Annotated in this window: 15 protein-coding genes; 11 read left to right on the top strand and 4 right to left on the bottom strand. The window is 72.3% G+C overall.

Translation table 11 applies throughout. The features are described 5' to 3' along the window. Positions 1-135: 135 nt before the first annotated feature. From AB1460_RS09625 to AB1460_RS09635, 3 genes are all read left to right on the top strand, one after another. A complete protein-coding gene (locus AB1460_RS09625; protein ID WP_368960440.1) occupies positions 136-1,728 on the top strand; it encodes a WS/DGAT domain-containing protein in 1,593 nt (530 codons plus the stop codon). Positions 1,729-1,948: 220 nt separating this feature from the next. Then, positions 1,949-2,401: a deaminase gene (locus AB1460_RS09630; RefSeq protein WP_368960442.1), complete on the top strand. Its 453-nt coding sequence runs from the start codon at positions 1,949-1,951 to the stop codon at positions 2,399-2,401. A gap of 74 nt (positions 2,402-2,475) precedes the next feature. After that, positions 2,476-3,315: an alpha/beta fold hydrolase gene (locus tag AB1460_RS09635; protein WP_368960443.1), complete on the top strand. Its 840-nt coding sequence runs from the start codon at positions 2,476-2,478 to the stop codon at positions 3,313-3,315. A 94-nt stretch (positions 3,316-3,409) separates the two neighbouring features. On the opposite strand, the gene AB1460_RS09640 is transcribed toward AB1460_RS09635, so the two are convergent. The 3 genes from AB1460_RS09640 to AB1460_RS09650 form a co-directional block, all read right to left on the bottom strand. Beyond that, positions 3,410-4,576: an acyl-CoA dehydrogenase family protein gene (locus tag AB1460_RS09640; RefSeq protein ID WP_018636026.1), complete on the bottom strand. Its 1,167-nt coding sequence runs from the start codon at positions 4,574-4,576 to the stop codon at positions 3,410-3,412. 151 nt (positions 4,577-4,727) lie between these two features. Further along, positions 4,728-5,528: an alpha/beta fold hydrolase gene (locus AB1460_RS09645; protein WP_368960444.1), complete on the bottom strand. Its 801-nt coding sequence runs from the start codon at positions 5,526-5,528 to the stop codon at positions 4,728-4,730. Continuing rightward, complete coding sequence (locus AB1460_RS09650; RefSeq protein WP_368960445.1) at positions 5,525-6,208, bottom strand: enoyl-CoA hydratase-related protein; 684 nt, start codon at positions 6,206-6,208, stop codon at positions 5,525-5,527. The genes AB1460_RS09645 and AB1460_RS09650 overlap by 4 nt, the downstream gene beginning before the upstream one ends. Positions 6,209-6,397: 189 nt before the next feature. Between AB1460_RS09650 and AB1460_RS09655 the strand changes: the two genes are divergently transcribed. The 8 genes from AB1460_RS09655 to AB1460_RS09690 all read left to right on the top strand — a co-directional run bounded on the left by AB1460_RS09655 (position 6,398) and on the right by AB1460_RS09690 (position 13,920). Then, a complete protein-coding gene (locus AB1460_RS09655; RefSeq protein WP_368960446.1) occupies positions 6,398-7,300 on the top strand; it encodes a hypothetical protein in 903 nt (300 codons plus the stop codon). A gap of 226 nt (positions 7,301-7,526) precedes the next feature. Continuing rightward, on the top strand, positions 7,527-8,666 hold the full coding sequence (locus AB1460_RS09660) for an acyl-CoA dehydrogenase family protein (protein WP_368960447.1): 1,140 nt from the start codon (positions 7,527-7,529) through the stop codon (positions 8,664-8,666). Next, on the top strand, positions 8,663-9,961 hold the full coding sequence (locus AB1460_RS09665) for an acyl-CoA dehydrogenase family protein (RefSeq protein WP_368960448.1): 1,299 nt from the start codon (positions 8,663-8,665) through the stop codon (positions 9,959-9,961). The genes AB1460_RS09660 and AB1460_RS09665 overlap by 4 nt, the downstream gene beginning before the upstream one ends. A gap of 790 nt (positions 9,962-10,751) precedes the next feature. Next, positions 10,752-11,324 (top strand): carboxymuconolactone decarboxylase family protein, encoded by a 573-nt coding sequence (locus AB1460_RS09670; RefSeq protein ID WP_368960449.1) that lies wholly within the window; start codon positions 10,752-10,754, stop codon positions 11,322-11,324. A gap of 7 nt (positions 11,325-11,331) precedes the next feature. Continuing rightward, complete coding sequence (locus AB1460_RS09675; RefSeq protein ID WP_368960451.1) at positions 11,332-12,165, top strand: TauD/TfdA dioxygenase family protein; 834 nt, start codon at positions 11,332-11,334, stop codon at positions 12,163-12,165. Positions 12,166-12,296: 131 nt separating this feature from the next. Continuing rightward, positions 12,297-12,491 (top strand): ferredoxin, encoded by a 195-nt coding sequence (locus AB1460_RS09680; protein WP_026310819.1) that lies wholly within the window; start codon positions 12,297-12,299, stop codon positions 12,489-12,491. 134 nt (positions 12,492-12,625) lie between these two features. After that, the gene (locus AB1460_RS09685) at positions 12,626-13,519 is read left to right on the top strand and encodes an adenylate cyclase (RefSeq protein ID WP_368960453.1); all 894 of its coding nucleotides are present in this window, start codon (positions 12,626-12,628) and stop codon (positions 13,517-13,519) included. A 116-nt stretch (positions 13,520-13,635) separates the two neighbouring features. Continuing rightward, entirely contained in the window at positions 13,636-13,920 is a 285-nt protein-coding gene (locus AB1460_RS09690; RefSeq protein WP_368960455.1) for an EthD family reductase, read from the top strand. On the opposite strand, the gene AB1460_RS38340 is transcribed toward AB1460_RS09690, so the two are convergent. Beyond that, complete coding sequence (locus AB1460_RS38340; protein ID WP_420497229.1) at positions 13,872-14,207, bottom strand: DNA polymerase ligase N-terminal domain-containing protein; 336 nt, start codon at positions 14,205-14,207, stop codon at positions 13,872-13,874. The two genes, AB1460_RS09690 and AB1460_RS38340, sit on opposite strands and share 49 nt — an antisense overlap. Positions 14,208-14,214 lie beyond the last annotated feature (7 nt).

Genomic DNA, 14,214 nt, shown 5'->3' on the forward strand with positions numbered 1-14,214 from the left:
CGTGTCAGCAACGGGCAGTAATTGATGCATGGGTATAGGTTCCTTTTGCGCACAGATGCGCCGATTTGCCAGGGCTGACGACCGGACGGTCCAGACCTGTACCCACTGCCCGCGGACGGGCGGGGGGAGCGTCTGATGGCTCTGCTCGGCGCGATCAGAAAGACCGACTACACGCCGGCGCACGTGCGCCCGCTGACCCCGGGAGACCGGGCCTATCTCGCCTTCGTCCAGCGCAACCCCGGTGAGCACCAGGACATCGGCGCGCTGCTGTTCTTCGACGGCCCGCAGCTCGACCTCGCCGAGCTGCGCGCGCACGTCGCCGAGCGGCTGCGCGCCCCGGAGGCGCGGACGCTCACCGACCGACTCGACACCGTGACGATCTGGTCGCCTGAGCGGGGGGCGTCGGCGCGCGAGACCCGCTGGGTCTCCGACCCGAACATCGACCTCACCGACCATGTCGTCGCGATCGACCTGCCCCCGGCCGGAGACCTGACCGCGGACGGTCCGGTGGCCGGTGGGGAAGGCGCCGGTGCCGGGGCGGGCATCGGCGCCCACGGGGGTGTCGACGACGCCCGCCTGCGGGCCGCCGTCGACAGCATCGCCAGCCGGCCGATCGACCTGACCCGGCCGCCGTGGATGCTGTACCTCCTGCGTGACCCCAGCCCGGGCGCGACGGGCACGGCGCTGGTGTACCGCTCCAGCCACGTCCAGCAGGACGGGATGGCCATGTACAGGGCCATGCACCTGCTGTTCGGGGAGGGCGACACGGTCGATCTCGGCCTGCCGGCGACGATTCGCCGCCCCCGGCCGGCCGAGTACGCCAAGTTCGTCGGCCGCGGGATCAACTGCCTGCTGCCGACCCGGCGGCTTCGCGGGTGGGCCGGGCCGCCCACCGGGCCGGCCCGGCACAACTGGGTCACCGTCGAGCTGGGCACCCTGCGCTCGATCGCCCGCCAGCACGGCGTCACCGTGAACGACATCTATCTCGCCGCGCTCGCCGGTGCGCTGCGGGCCTGGTCACCGGCGGACTGGAGGCGCGGCACCCGTCCCGTCCACGCGCTGATGCCGGTGAGCATCCGCTCCGCGGCCGAGCAGGACGTCCTGTCGAACTACAACACGGGCGGGCGGGTGCCGCTGCACTGCGGTGAACCCGACCCGGCCCGGCGGCTGGCCCGCATCGCCGCGGCCACCACCCGGATGAAGCAGGGCGGCCTGGGCCTGGTGGAACGGCGCCACTTCCCGGCGATGGCCCGGTTCGCCTCCCAGCGCATGCTCGCCGGCGTCGGGAGCTACCCGGCGCAGATCAGCAAGATGGCGCTGGTGGCGACCAACGCCCGGTCGATCCGCGGCCCGCTGTCCGTCGCCGGCCGCCGGATGACGGGGCTGATCGGCACCGGGCCGCTGCTGGTCGGGCGCCAGCACCTGGCCGTTGCCATGTTCGGCATCGACGACCAGGTCGGCGTCATGTTCGTCGCCAGCGAGAGCGTGCCGGGCCACGAGCGGCTCGCCCAGCTCTGGCTGGACGAGCTCGACGCCCTGCGCGCCTGCGCCCCCCGGCAGCGGGTCACCGTTCCGGCCCAGCGGCTGCCCGCGGCGGCCGCCGCCGTGACGGCGATGATGACCGGCACCGTGACCGGGGCGGTGACCGGCGTCGTGACGAACGAGGTCGGTGGTCGGCTCCGGCCCTGGCGCCGCCGCACGCCGGCGCCGGCCGGCTCCACCGTCTGACGGCTCCACCGTCTGACGGCTCCACCGTCTGACGGTTTCACCGCTGACGGTCGCCCCCGGCCGACGTCCGGTGTGTGACGTCGGCCGGGGCGGCGGCTGGGCGGTCCCCGCCGGTGCCCGGGCAGCTGGTTCTCGCGGCGCCCGGGCACCGGCGGTCGCGGACTGGTTCGCTGGGGGAGGCGCCGCCCGCGCCGTGTCCGCCTGAGGAGGGACTGCCCGCATGCCCCAGTTCGATGATCATCTGTGGATGGTGCGGGCGATCGACCTCGCCCGCCGCTGCCCGCCCGCGACCGGCGCCTACTCGGTGGGCGCCGTCATCGTCGGGGCGGACGGCGAGGAGATCGCCTCCGGGTACTCCCGGGAGGTGGACGACGCGGTGCACGCGGAGGAGTCGGCGCTGGCGAAGATCACCCCCGACGATTCCCGGCTCGCCACGGCGACGATCTACAGCACGCTGGAGCCCTGCTCCCAGCGGAAGTCCCGGCCGCGCACCTGCACCCAGCTGATCCTGGCGGCGGGGATACCGCGGGTGGTGATCGCCTGGCGCGAGCCCAGCCTGTTCGTCGCCGACTGCCAGGGCGTCGAGCTGCTCAGTGCCGCCGGGGTCACCGTCGTGGAGCTCCCCGACCTCGCCGAGCAGGCCCGCGCCGTCAACGCCCACCTCTCCGTCTGAGTCGTCGGCCGCATCCGGGGAACCTAGCGTCAGGAGGGGACGGGCCCGGCACCTGACTTCCGAGGGGGACGATCGTGGCGACAGTGACGACGAAGGACGGCACCGAGATCTACGTCAGGGACTGGGGCGAGGGGCGTCCCGTGGTCCTCAGCCACGGCTGGCCGCTCAATGCCGACAGCTGGGAGGCGCAGGCGTTCTTCCTCGCCGCGCACGGCTACCGCGTCATCGCGCACGACCGCCGCGGCCACGGGCGTTCCTCGCAGCCCTGGACCGGCAACGACATGGACACGTTCGCCGACGACCTCGCCACCCTGATCGACCATCTGGACCTGCACGACGTCACGCTGGTCGGCTTCTCGATGGGCGGCGGCGAGGTGGCCCGGTACGTCGGCCGGCACGGGACGTTCCGGCTCGCCCAGCTGGCGCTGGTCTCCGCGGTGCCGCCGTTCATGCTCAGGACGGACGACAACCCGGACGGTGTTCCACCCGAGGTCTTCGAAGGCCTGCGGGCGAGCATTCTCGCCGACCGGTCGCAGACCTACCGCGATCTGGCCGACAGCCCGTTCTTCGGTGCCAACCGCGCGGGCAGCGAGGTCTCCCAGGGCGTGCGCGACTCGTTCTGGGCGCAGGGCGTCCAGTCGAGTCTGCGCAGCACGGTCGAGTGCATCGAGGCGTTCTCGGCCACCGACTTCCGGCCGGATCTCGCCGCCTTCGACCGGCCGACGCTCGTCGTGCACGGGGACGACGACCAGATCGTCCCGTTCGAGGTCGGCGGGAAGCGCACCGCCGACCTCGTCAAGGACGCCACGCTCAAGGTCTACGAGGGCGCGCCGCACGGGCTTCTCGCCACGCACCGCGACCGGCTGAACCAGGACCTGCTGGACTTCCTCACCACCGGCCCCCGGCGGGCGTGACCCGCCGCCAGGAGCACCGGCGGCACAGACAGCACCGGCCGGGAGGCGGCCGACGCGGCGGCCGGCTCGCAGCCGTCCGCCGCCGCGACGTCGTCTAGTACGACTTCGGCAGGCCGAGTACGTGCTGCGAGACGTAGTTCAGGACCATTTCCTGGCTGACCGGGGCCAGCCGCATGATCCGCGACTCGCGGAAGTAGCGCTCCACGTGGTACTCACGGGCGTAGCCCATGCCGCCGTGGGTCTGGATGGCCTGGTCGGCGGCCTGGAAACCAGCCTCGGCGCACAGCCACTTCGCCGAGTTCGCCTGCTGGCCGCAGGGCAGGCCCTGGTCGTAGCGCCAGGCGGCCTGGCGGGCCATCAGCTCGGCGGCGTCCAGCCGGATCTGGGCCTCGGCCAGCGGGAAGGCGACGCCCTGGTTCTTGCCGATCGGGCGGCCGAACACCACCCGCTCCTTGGCGTAGCGGGTCGCCTTCTCCAGCGCCGCCCGCCCGATGCCGAGCGCCTCGTGGGCGAGCAGGATGCGCTCCGGGTTGAGCCCGTCCAGCAGGTACTTGAAGCCCTTGCCCTCCTCGCCGATCCGCGCCGACTCGGGAACGAACAGGTTGTCGATGAAGACCTCGTAGGAGGAGACCGCGTTGCGGCCCATCTTCGGGATGGCGCGCAGGTCGATCTTCTCGCGGTCGATGTCGATGAGGAACAGGGTCATCCCGTCGGTGGAGCGGGTGACGTCCTCACGCTTCGTCGTGCGGGTGATGAGGATCATCTTCTGCGAGTCGCCGGCCTTGGTGATCCAGACCTTCCGGCCGTTGATCACATAGCCGCCGTCGACCTTCTCGGCGAAGGTCGTGATGCTGGTGGTGTCGGTGCCGGCGTTCGGCTCGGTGACGCCGAAGCACACGTGCAGCGACCCGTCCGCCGCGCTCGGCAGGATCTCCTTCTGCAGGTCCGCGCTGCCGTGCTTGACGATCGTGTTCAGGCCGAAGATCGTCAGGTGCATCGTGCTGCACCCGTTCATGCCGGCGCCGGACGCCGCGATCTCCTCCAGCAGCAGCGCCGCCTCGGTGATGCCCAGCCCGCCGCCGCCGAACTCGGTGGGGATCGCGATGCCGAGCCACCCGCCCTCGGCGAACGCGTTGTAGAACTCCCAGGGGAACTCGACCTTCTGGTCCTTCTCCGCCCAGTAGTCGTCCCCGAAGCTGCGGGCGAGTTCGCGCGCCCCGGCCCGGAGCTGCTCCTGATCCGGAGTGAGTTCGAAGTGCATCAGTCGACCTTCCGCTGGACGAGGTGGGCGGGGCGGCGGCGAAGCGGCCGCCCCCACACGATCCCGCGTAAGACGGGACCACGCATCTGATTCGCCGCAGACGAGTATTACACTCCGTAGTTTTCAGGTTGCCAGGATCGCCCGTCGGGGGTCAGCCGGTGCGGGAGAGGAAGGGGAGCAGGGCGGCCAGGTAGGCGTTCTGGTCACGGCTCCACAGATCGTGCCCGGCGTCGTCGACGGTCGCCAGCTCGACGGTCGGGAGCGCCTCCCGCCACTGCGCGGCGACCTCGTCGGTCACCACCGCCCCGCGCCGCCCGCCGCGGATCACCAGGACACCGCAGCGCAGCTCGCCGAGCCGGTCCCACAGCGGCACGTCCCGGGCCTGGGCGAAGACGGCCCGCGCCGCGTGGCCCGGCATCCGGTCGGCGACGGCGACGCCCCGGATCCGGGTTGTCAGCTGTCGCTCCACCGCGGCGTCGGGCGGACGCGCGTGCCGGGCCCAGTAGTCGCCGACGACGAGGCCGCCGACCTCGCCCGGGTACCGGAGCGCGTACCCCAGCGCGTAGGACGAGCCGCGGGAGAACGCGACCAGCACGGGCCGGCGCAGGCCGAGCGCTTCCACGACAGCCCGCAGGTCCGCGATGTGGTCCTCCCAGGAGTACCCGGCGGCGTCGGCGGGCGGCGCGTCGCTGCCGCCCCGCCCACGCAGGTCGACGGCGACGGCCTGGCGGTCGCCGAGCCGCTCGAGCAGCCACCCGTACTCGCCGGCGTACTCGCCCATGCCGGGCACCACCACCACCGGTGCCGGTGACAGGTCGGGCTGGTCGGACTGGTCAACCTGATCGAGCCGGCCGGACGGCGCGGCCCGGTCGTTGCCGAGGACGTGCAGCCGGACCGGGCCGTGCTGGACGAAGATGCTCACGCCGGTCACCGCGCTCTCGGAAGCTGTCACCGGCCCGGATCTCCTTCCAGGGTTCCCACCCGCCTGATCGGGATGGGCGCAACGGCCGAGACCGCCGGGACGGCCGGGACCTCGTCGTCGTGGCCGACCGCCCCGCCGAGACTGCGGGCGAGGGCGAACGTGGCGCTGTGCAGCGCCGCCAGCGGCACCACCGCGGTGACCAGGCCGAGCCCCTGCGCCTCGGTTGCGGTCAGTGTTCCGGTGCCCCCACCTCCGGGGGCGGGCCCCGGGTCGGTGCCGCCCACGGCCAGGCGGACCTCGGAGGCGCAGAACTCGGCGTCGTCGGCGGCGATGACGTGGTCGCACGGCCAGCACAACAGGGCACCGCCGGCCGCGCACCGGCCCTGGACGGCCGCGACGGCGGGTTTGGGCACGGCCTTCCACGCCCGGGCGTAGCGCAGCTGCCAGGCCCGCCCGCCCTGCACCGGCGGGCCGGCGGCCGGCGGGTCGAAGAAGTGCAGGCCGGTCCCGCGGAGCACGATCACCCGGACGCGGCTGTCCGCGCCGGCGGTCTGCCAGGCGTCGTCGAGCTCGCGCATGAGCTGGGCACCGTGCGCGTCGACCGGGTCGCCGGCCGCGGGTGCGTCGGCGGCGCGGGGAAGGCGGAACTGGAACGTGATGACGCCGATGTGCTGGTCGACGACGTCGTACTCGACATGTTCGGGACGCATCGGTCTCCCTCGCCGGTCGCAGGCGGACGGAAGCAAACCGCGGTCGACGGTCCCCCAGGGACAGCGACGTCGATGTCGCATTGACCCACACCTTCACACCGAGGGTCAACAGATCCACACGCGCGGCGCTCACGCGCGCCCGCCGAACACCCGATGGCAGGGTGGGTCGGGGCCGAGGGAGGGATTGGTGTGGAGATCACCGGAATGATGCTGGCGCTGCTGGACGTCGCGGCGGAGCACACGGTCGACTACAACCGCTGGTACGACCTGGACCACATGCCCGAGCACCTTGCCAAGCCGGACGTGCTGGCCGGCCGGCGCTACGCCGCGCCGCGGGACCTGCGGGCGGTGCCGGGGGCTGTCCGGTCCGAGCTGATCGGCGGGCATCCGTCCTACCTGACCACCTACTGGTTCGGTGGCCCGCTCGACATGACCAGCCCGCAGGCCCGGGAGGGCTGGCTCGCGCTGGACCGGACGATCCTGCGGGCCGGCAGGTTCTGGCGCCCCGGGCAGGTGCGGCACAACTCGCGGTGGCGGGTCTCCTCGGCGTGGACCCGCCCGGGCTGCCTGGTGCGTCCCGTCGCCGTGCCCTACCTGGCGCACCGGGGAGTGATCATGGCGTTGGGGCGGGCGCCCTCGCCGGACCGGGTGGACGAGGCGGTGGCCTGGTGGGAGGGCGTACACCTGCCCGACCTGGCCGCGGTGCCCGGAGTGCTCGCCGCCGTCCGGCTGACCCGGGCCGACGACGAGGGCGGCGACGAGGGTGGCGGCGAAGCCCTGCCCGCCTCGTCCGCCGGGCCGGCCGTGCGGGTGGCGGAGTCGGGGCTGGCGGAGCAGACCGGCCTGGTTCTGCACCTGCTGCTGTGCGAGGACGACCCGGCGGTGGTCATCGGACGCATCGCGCGGGCCCGCCGGTCCTGGCAGGCGGTCGGCCGCTTCCCGGCGCACCGCGGCGCGTACGAGGAGCTGGCCTTCCTGCCGTACCGGCTGATCCTGCCGCTCCAGTACGACTTCGACATGGGCGAGGACGATGCCGGCGCAGGCCCCCTCGCCGGTGTCGACGGGGGTCCGGCGGGCGGGGCGGTGCGCTGACCGCGCGCTGCCCGCGAGCTGACCGCGGTCCCAGTTGCTCGTCCCGGGCGGCCCGGCCGGGAGCCGTTCTGGCGGTCCCAGGCCAGTAGATGCCGGGGCCAGGACTTGTTCCCGGGGCCGCTGTCGGGTTACCTGTTGAACACCGGTCAAATTCGCCTATAGATTTTTCTCACCTCCTGCGGTGCTGGGTGTCGCGCGGGGGCTCAAGCGACGTGGAGGTAGGACTGTGCTGCTGGAGTTGGACGCCGATCAAGAGGTGCTGCGGGAGGCGACCGCCCGGTACCTGACCGACCAGGTGCCGGTCGACCGGATCCGCACGCTCCGCGCCAGCCCCGCCGGTTTCGACGCCGACTACTGGCGGGCCGGCGCGGAGCTCGGCTGGACGTCCCTGCTGGTCTCGGAGGAACACGGCGGTGGCTCGATCAGCGGGGCGGGCCTGGTCGACCTGACCATCGCCGCCCACGAGTTCGGGCTGCGCGCGGCGCCGGGGCCGCTGGTGCCGACGAACGTCGTCGCGGCCGCGCTGAGCGCCGCCGGCGGCGAGGCGCACACCGAGGCGCTGGAGAACCTGCTGGCCGGCACGACAGTCGCGTCCTGGGCGCACGCCGAGCCCGCGCCGCACGACCGGCTGGGCACGGTGGCGCTCACCTGCCGCGTCGAGGGCGACGAGATCGTCCTGGACGGGGTGAAGCGCCCGGTCGAGTCGGCCGAACAGGCCGGGTACCTGCTGGTCACCGGGCGGACGGCGGAGGGCCTCAGCCAGGTGCTGGTGCCGGCCGGCACGCCCGGGGTGACGATCACCCCGCTGAAGACGGTGGACCTGACCCGGCGGTTCTTCACCGTCCGGTTCGACGGTGTCCGCGTCCCGCGCAGCGCTGTCGTCGGCGAGCTCGGCGCCGCCGCGGACCAGGTGGAGCGCCAGCTGCAGCAGGCGCTGGTGATCCAGTGCGCGGAGAGCGTCGGCGCGATGCAGGCAGCCTTCGACCTGACGGTGCAGTGGTCCTTCGAGCGCTACTCCTTCGGTCGGCCGCTGGCCTCCTACCAGGAGCTCAAGCACCGCTTCGCCGACATGAAGTCGTGGCTGGAGGCGGCGCACGCGATCAGTGACAAGGCGGCCAAAGCCGTCGACGCGGAGACCCCGGACGCGCCCGAGCTGGTCAGCGTCGCCAAGGCCTTCAACGGCGACTACGGCTCCGAGCTGCTGCAGGACTGCGTCCAGATGCACGGTGGCATCGGCGTGACCTTCGAGCACGACCTCCACCTCTTCCTCCGCCGGGTCGTGCTCGACCGGGCGCTGTACGGAACACCGTCCGAGCACCGGCAGCGGATCGCCGGCGTCGTCGAGCACCTGAAGGAGCGGGCATGAGCACGGGCGCCACGAGCGGCGGGACGACCCCGTCGGGCGACATCGAGGATGTCGAGAGCTTCCGCCAGCGGGCGCGGAGCTGGATCCGCGCCAACCTCGCGCCGCTGCCGCCGAACGCCGGGGTCGGCGTGATGCGGGCGGGCCACAGCGATGAGGAGGAGCTCGCCGGCGTCGCCCGCCAGCGCGAGATCCAGCGGATGTTCTTCGACGCGGGCTTCGCCGGCATCTGCTTCCCGAAGGAGTACGGCGGGCAGGGACTGACCCCCGAGCACCAGCGGGTCTTCAGCGAGGAGATCACCGGCTACGAGTACCCGTCCGAGATCCAGGCGCCGACCTTCTCCCCGTGCGCGGCGGTGCTGCTGGACTTCGGTACCGAGGAGCAGAAGCGCCAGCACATCCCCGCGATCCTGCGGGGCGAGGAGCTGTGGATGCAGTTCCTCTCCGAGCCCAGCGCCGGGTCGGACGTCGCCGCCGCCATGACCACCGCCGTCCGTGACGGTGACGACTGGATCCTCAACGGCTCCAAGATCTGGACGACCGGCGCCTGGTGGTCGGACTGGGGCCTGGTGCTCGCCCGGACGAACTGGGACGTCCCGAAGCACCGCGGGCTGACCGTGTTCATCATGCCGATCCACCAGCCCGGCATCGAGGTGCACCGCATCGAGATGCTGAACGGCAACAAGGAGTTCTGCCAGGAGTTCATCACCGACGTGCGGGTGCCGGACTCCGACCGCGTCGGCGAGGTCGACGACGGCTGGACGGTCGGCACCCGGTGGATGTTCCACGAGCGGATGCTGCACAACTCGCCGCTGGTGACCATCCCCAAGGGCGGCGCACGCGGCAGCATCCGCGCCACCCACCTGGTGGAGATCGCGCGGGACGCCGGCCGGCTCGACGACCCGCTGGCCCGCGACCTGATCGGCGAGGGCCGGATGCTCGACATCGTCACCCACGCCCTGCAGGAGCGGCTCTCCCAGGGCCTGCGCTCCGGCCGGATCCCCGACCAGTCCGCGGCGGTCGGGCGGCTGTTCACCGGTGTGGTGGCAGCCCGGACGTCCACCCTGTCCTTCGAGCTCGCCGGCGGTGCCGGGGCGGCCTGGGCGGACGACGACGGCGCCACCGCCGAGTGCGGCAACGACTACCTGCTGCGCCAGGTGAGCTGCATCGGCGGCGGGACCACCGAGATGGCCCGCAACGTCATCAGCGAGCGCGTGCTGGGCATGCCGCGAGAGGTGGCGCTCGACCGCGGGGTGGCGTTCCGGGACGTCCCACGGGGCGGTTCGAGTCGCCGCTGACCGCGGCCCGCCAGCTGGCGGGCCTGGACCTGCCCGCGGTGGCCGGCGGCGTCGCACCCGACGACGCCGGCCACCGCCGGCCACCGCAGGCGGATACCGGGTGGGCCGCGGTCCGGAAAGGGCTGCGGATCTCCCACCTGGAAACGTTTGACTGTTCAACCTTTCTGAGGTGCGATGTGGCGCGCTCGGGATCGCCCCCGCGTGCGGTTCTCGCGACGGCCGGGATCGATATCCGAGAAACCTGCCGTGGTTTTTGTTGATGCCGTGATAAACATGCTCTCGCCAGAAAGAGTAGCGTTACCGCATCTGTCTCCCCGAAGTCGCGGGCGCACCGCGGCGGCGGCGTTCGTGCAGCACGCCACGGTGACGGGCCGGTCGCTGGCGGAAGCTCGGCGCGGTGCCGGGTGAGGCCGTTCCGCCGCCGCTGTCAGCCGCTGGCCGCTGGTGGTGGCGCTGGTCTGGCCGCCGGCGGGGCCGCCGGCGGCTGTCGCGCCGGGTTCGGCGTTGCCGGAACGCGCTTATCACACGCATTCTCGGATGCGCCCTATAGGCTTCCTTCGGATGGCGGCGAGATGACCAGGAATGTCCGGTGCTGCGACTCGCCGCGGTCCTGTGTCGGGTTGTCCGATGGTGGGACAGTGACCCAATCTGTGGCTCTTGACCGACCGAACGGCAGATGATAGCAATTTTTTAGGATTCGTTCGGTTTGCATGATGCCGTGTCCGGCTGGTCGCCGGGCCTGATCATCCGCCGGGCGTTCACTGCTTCACGGGCGGAGGGCTCTGAAGACATGGCACGGATCGAACCGCGTCCCCTGCGGCAGTGGCCGAAGGAGATGCGCGCGGCCCTGGCGGCGATGACGCCCGAGGTGCCGCGGCACCCCCCGCTGCCCACCGAGGGGCGCTCCAAGGCCCTCAACACGCTCGGCACCCTCGCCCACCATCCAGAGCTGGCCCACGCGTTCTTCACCTACAACGGGCACATCCTGCGCGGCACCACGCTCACGCTGCGGCAGCGTGAGCTGCTCGTCCTGCGGGTCTCCGCGGTGCGCAAGAACACCTACGAGTGGGCCCAGCACGTGATCATGGCCCGGGATGTGGGCATCACCGACGCGGAGATCGCGCGCGTCGCCTGGGGCCCGGACGCCCCGTTCCTGGACCCGCTCGACGCCGCGCTGATCCGCGCGGTCGACGAGCTGATCACCGACGGTGAGATCGCGCTGACGACCTGGGAGGTGCTCAGCGCCAAGCTCGACGTCCAGCAGCTGCTCGACATCATCTTCACCGTGGGCACCTACGAGACCCTCTCCATGATGATGCGCTCGTTCGAGCTGCCGCTCGACGACGACCTCCACGAAAGCTGAGGCCAGCGTGGCTGTCACCGTTTCCGCTGTCAGCCCGGACGTCGGCGTCGAGGTGGCCGGCCTCACCGGGCCCCAGCTCGTCGCCCCGGCGGTCGCCGCGGAGTGCCAGGCGCTTCTGGAGAAGCACGGCGTCGTCATCTACCGGGAGGTCCACGTCGACGACGCGGATCTGGTCGCGTTCAGCCGCATGCTCGGCACCGTGGTCGTCGCGCCGATGGGCGGGATGGACGGGCTGCCCGAGGTTTCGAAGATCACGCTGGACCCGGCCGAGAGCGTGCTGGCGGCCTACCGCCGGGGCACCTTCTTCTGGCACCTCGACGGCGCCAACGACGAGCTGCCGCAGAAGGCGACCCTGCTGACCGCGCGCCAGGTCTCCGACGAGGGTGGCGACACCGAGTTCGCCAACACCTACGCCGCCTACAACGCCCTCTCGGCCGAGGAGAAGGAGCAGTTCGCGCGCCTGCGGGTCGTGCACAGCTTCGCGGCCTCCCAGGCCCTCGCCGAGCCGGACGCCTCGCCGAAGGCCCGGGCGAGCTGGGAGCGGGTACCCGCCCGGGAGCACCCGCTGGTCTGGACGCGGCGCAGCGGTCGCCGGTCGCTGCTGGTCGGGGCCACCGCGAGCCACGTCGTCGGCTGGCCGGAAGAGGACAGCCGGGCCCTGCTCGACCGTCTTCTTGCCTGGTCGACGCAGCCGCGTTTCGTCCTGCGCCACCACTGGCGCCCAGGTGACCTGGTGATCTGGGACAACACCGGCATGCTGCACCGGGCGATCCCGTACACGGCGACGTCGCACCGGCTGATGCACCGAACGACCCTGCGGGGCGAAGAAGTCGTAGCCTGACCTCCGCGCACCGAGCAGATGCGCGGCAGGATGACGCCCATCGGACAGCCGGCCAGGTCCGCCAGGCCGGACTTAGCGGCGCGGCGGACGTGATCCCGGTCTGGAGTGTGTCGGTCTGACGGAGGGTCAGCATGCGAGTGGTCGTGGATTTCAAACTGTGTGAGAGCAACGCGCTGTGCGTGGGCATCGCCCCGTCGGTGTTCGAGCTCGACGACAACGACTATCTGGTCATCCTCGACGAGGAGCCGGACGAGGATCTGCGTAAGGACCTCAAGGCCGCGGTCTCGGCCTGCCCCAAGCAGGCCATCGCCATCGCCGAGGACTGAGCCTCGGCCCTGGGAGCCCCGGGCACGGGCACGGGCGGGCCCCCGCCCGTGCACACGACGCCCGCGGCTCCCGCGGGGGAGAGAAACACTTTTTGTCAGGTGATACGCGCTCTGCGCACCTAGGATTGTGCAGGATGAGCCGTCTGCCTCCCGTCGCCGCGCGCGTGTCACGCCTGCGGCGGGTGTCCCGCGGTCGGGTGTCTGCCGCGGCGGCCGCACCGGTCGGGGCCCGGGCGGCGGGCCGCCGGCGGGCGGCGCAGCAGTTCTGGCAGCTTCCCGAGCCCGAACTCGACCGCCTGCTGGCCGTCGCCAGCGAGGTGGACCGGGTCGAGCTCAAGCTGATCGTGCCGGCCCACGCGCACGGGAGCACCTGTGAGGCCCTCGGGGTCGACTTCACCCGGGCCCGCAGGCTCCGCGTGTGCTACCTCGACACCCCGGACCACGCGCTGCACCGCAACGGGGTCGTGGCCCGGATCCGGAGCATCGTCGGTGGGCCCGACGACGCCGTCGTCAAGCTGCGCCCGGTCGTCCCCGCCGACATCCCGCGGCGGCTGCGGCGGGCCCAGGACTTCGTCGTCGAGGTCGACGGGATGCCCGGCTACTACGTGTGTTCCGGGGCGCTGCGGGCCCGGCTCGGCGCGGACGACGTCGCCCGCGTCATCGCCCAGCGCCGCGCGGCGCACCGCCTGTTCACCCGGCGGCAGCTGCGGCTGCTGTCGTCCCGCCTGCCCGCCGGTGTCCGGCCGGAGGACCTGGTGATGTTCGGCCCGGTCGACGCCGGCCGGACCAAGATCCGGGTGGCGGGCCTGGACCGCCGCCTGCTCGTCGAGCGGTGGACCTACCCCGACGGCTCCCGCATCCTCGAGCTGTCGACCCGCTGCCTGCCCACCGAGGCCCTGCGGGTCGGTGCCCGCACCGCGGACGTCCTGCGGGCCCACGGCGTCGAGCTGACCGGCCCGCATCCGACCAAGACCCGGGCCACGCTGGACTACTTCGCCGGCGCCGCGGCGGCCCAGCGCCCGCGCTGACGCGCAGCGGGGCGGTCCGAGGCCGTCCGGGACGGATGCGCCGAACCGGTGACCTGGGAGAAGCTGTACGGATGGTGTCCTGACGGGCGGATACCGGGACCGAGGAGGCCAATACCGTGATCCGGCTCAGCGTGCTGTACCCGAGGAGCGAGGGCGCGACCTTCGACCACGAGTACTACATCACCAAGCACATCCCGATGGCCTGCCGGATGTGGGGGCTGACCGAGGTCGAGGTCGACCGGGGCATCCGCGGGCCGTACGTGGCGGCGGCGCACTTCCGCTTCGCCTCGATGGAGGATCTGAAGAAGGCGATGAGCGCCGACGCCTCGGAGATCAGTTCCGACCTGGTGAACTACACCACGATCACCCCGGTGATGCAGATCAGCGAGTTCACCGGCTGACCGGTGGCAGTGGCTGCCCGCCAGCTCGTCCCAGTCGATCGGGGCGGACACCGGCGCACCAGGACCAGCCGCCCCCGCAGCCGCTGGCCGACCACGTCGGCATGCAGCTCACCCGCGGCGACCGCGGCGCCGGGGTCGTCCGTGCCGTGCGGTGTCCACGTCCCGATGTCCCAGACGATCACATCCCCGGCACCGTACTGCCCGGCCGGGATCACACCCTCGAAGTCGAGATACTCGAGCGGATGGTCCTCGACGTGCACGGCCCCCGGATGACCTGGCCACGTCACGCCTCCC

It is taken from the genome of Parafrankia sp. FMc2, from assembly GCF_041008525.1.
GTDB lineage: Bacteria > Actinomycetota > Actinomycetes > Frankiales > Frankiaceae > Parafrankia.

Bases quoted from the DNA above. Each gene is read 5' to 3' on its own strand.
- AB1460_RS09625 (WP_368960440.1), top strand. From the start codon at position 136: ATGGCTCTGCTCGGCGCGATCAGAAAGACCGACTACACGCCGGCGCAC.
- AB1460_RS09630 (WP_368960442.1), top strand. From the start codon at position 1,949: ATGCCCCAGTTCGATGATCATCTGTGGATGGTGCGGGCGATCGACCTC.
- AB1460_RS09640 (WP_018636026.1), bottom strand. From the start codon at position 4,576: ATGCACTTCGAACTCACTCCGGATCAGGAGCAGCTCCGGGCCGGGGCG.
- AB1460_RS09650 (WP_368960445.1), bottom strand. From the start codon at position 6,208: ATGCGTCCCGAACATGTCGAGTACGACGTCGTCGACCAGCACATCGGC.
- AB1460_RS09665 (WP_368960448.1), top strand. From the start codon at position 8,663: ATGAGCACGGGCGCCACGAGCGGCGGGACGACCCCGTCGGGCGACATC.
- AB1460_RS09670 (WP_368960449.1), top strand. From the start codon at position 10,752: ATGGCACGGATCGAACCGCGTCCCCTGCGGCAGTGGCCGAAGGAGATG.
- AB1460_RS09680 (WP_026310819.1), top strand. From the start codon at position 12,297: ATGCGAGTGGTCGTGGATTTCAAACTGTGTGAGAGCAACGCGCTGTGC.
- AB1460_RS09685 (WP_368960453.1), top strand. From the start codon at position 12,626: ATGAGCCGTCTGCCTCCCGTCGCCGCGCGCGTGTCACGCCTGCGGCGG.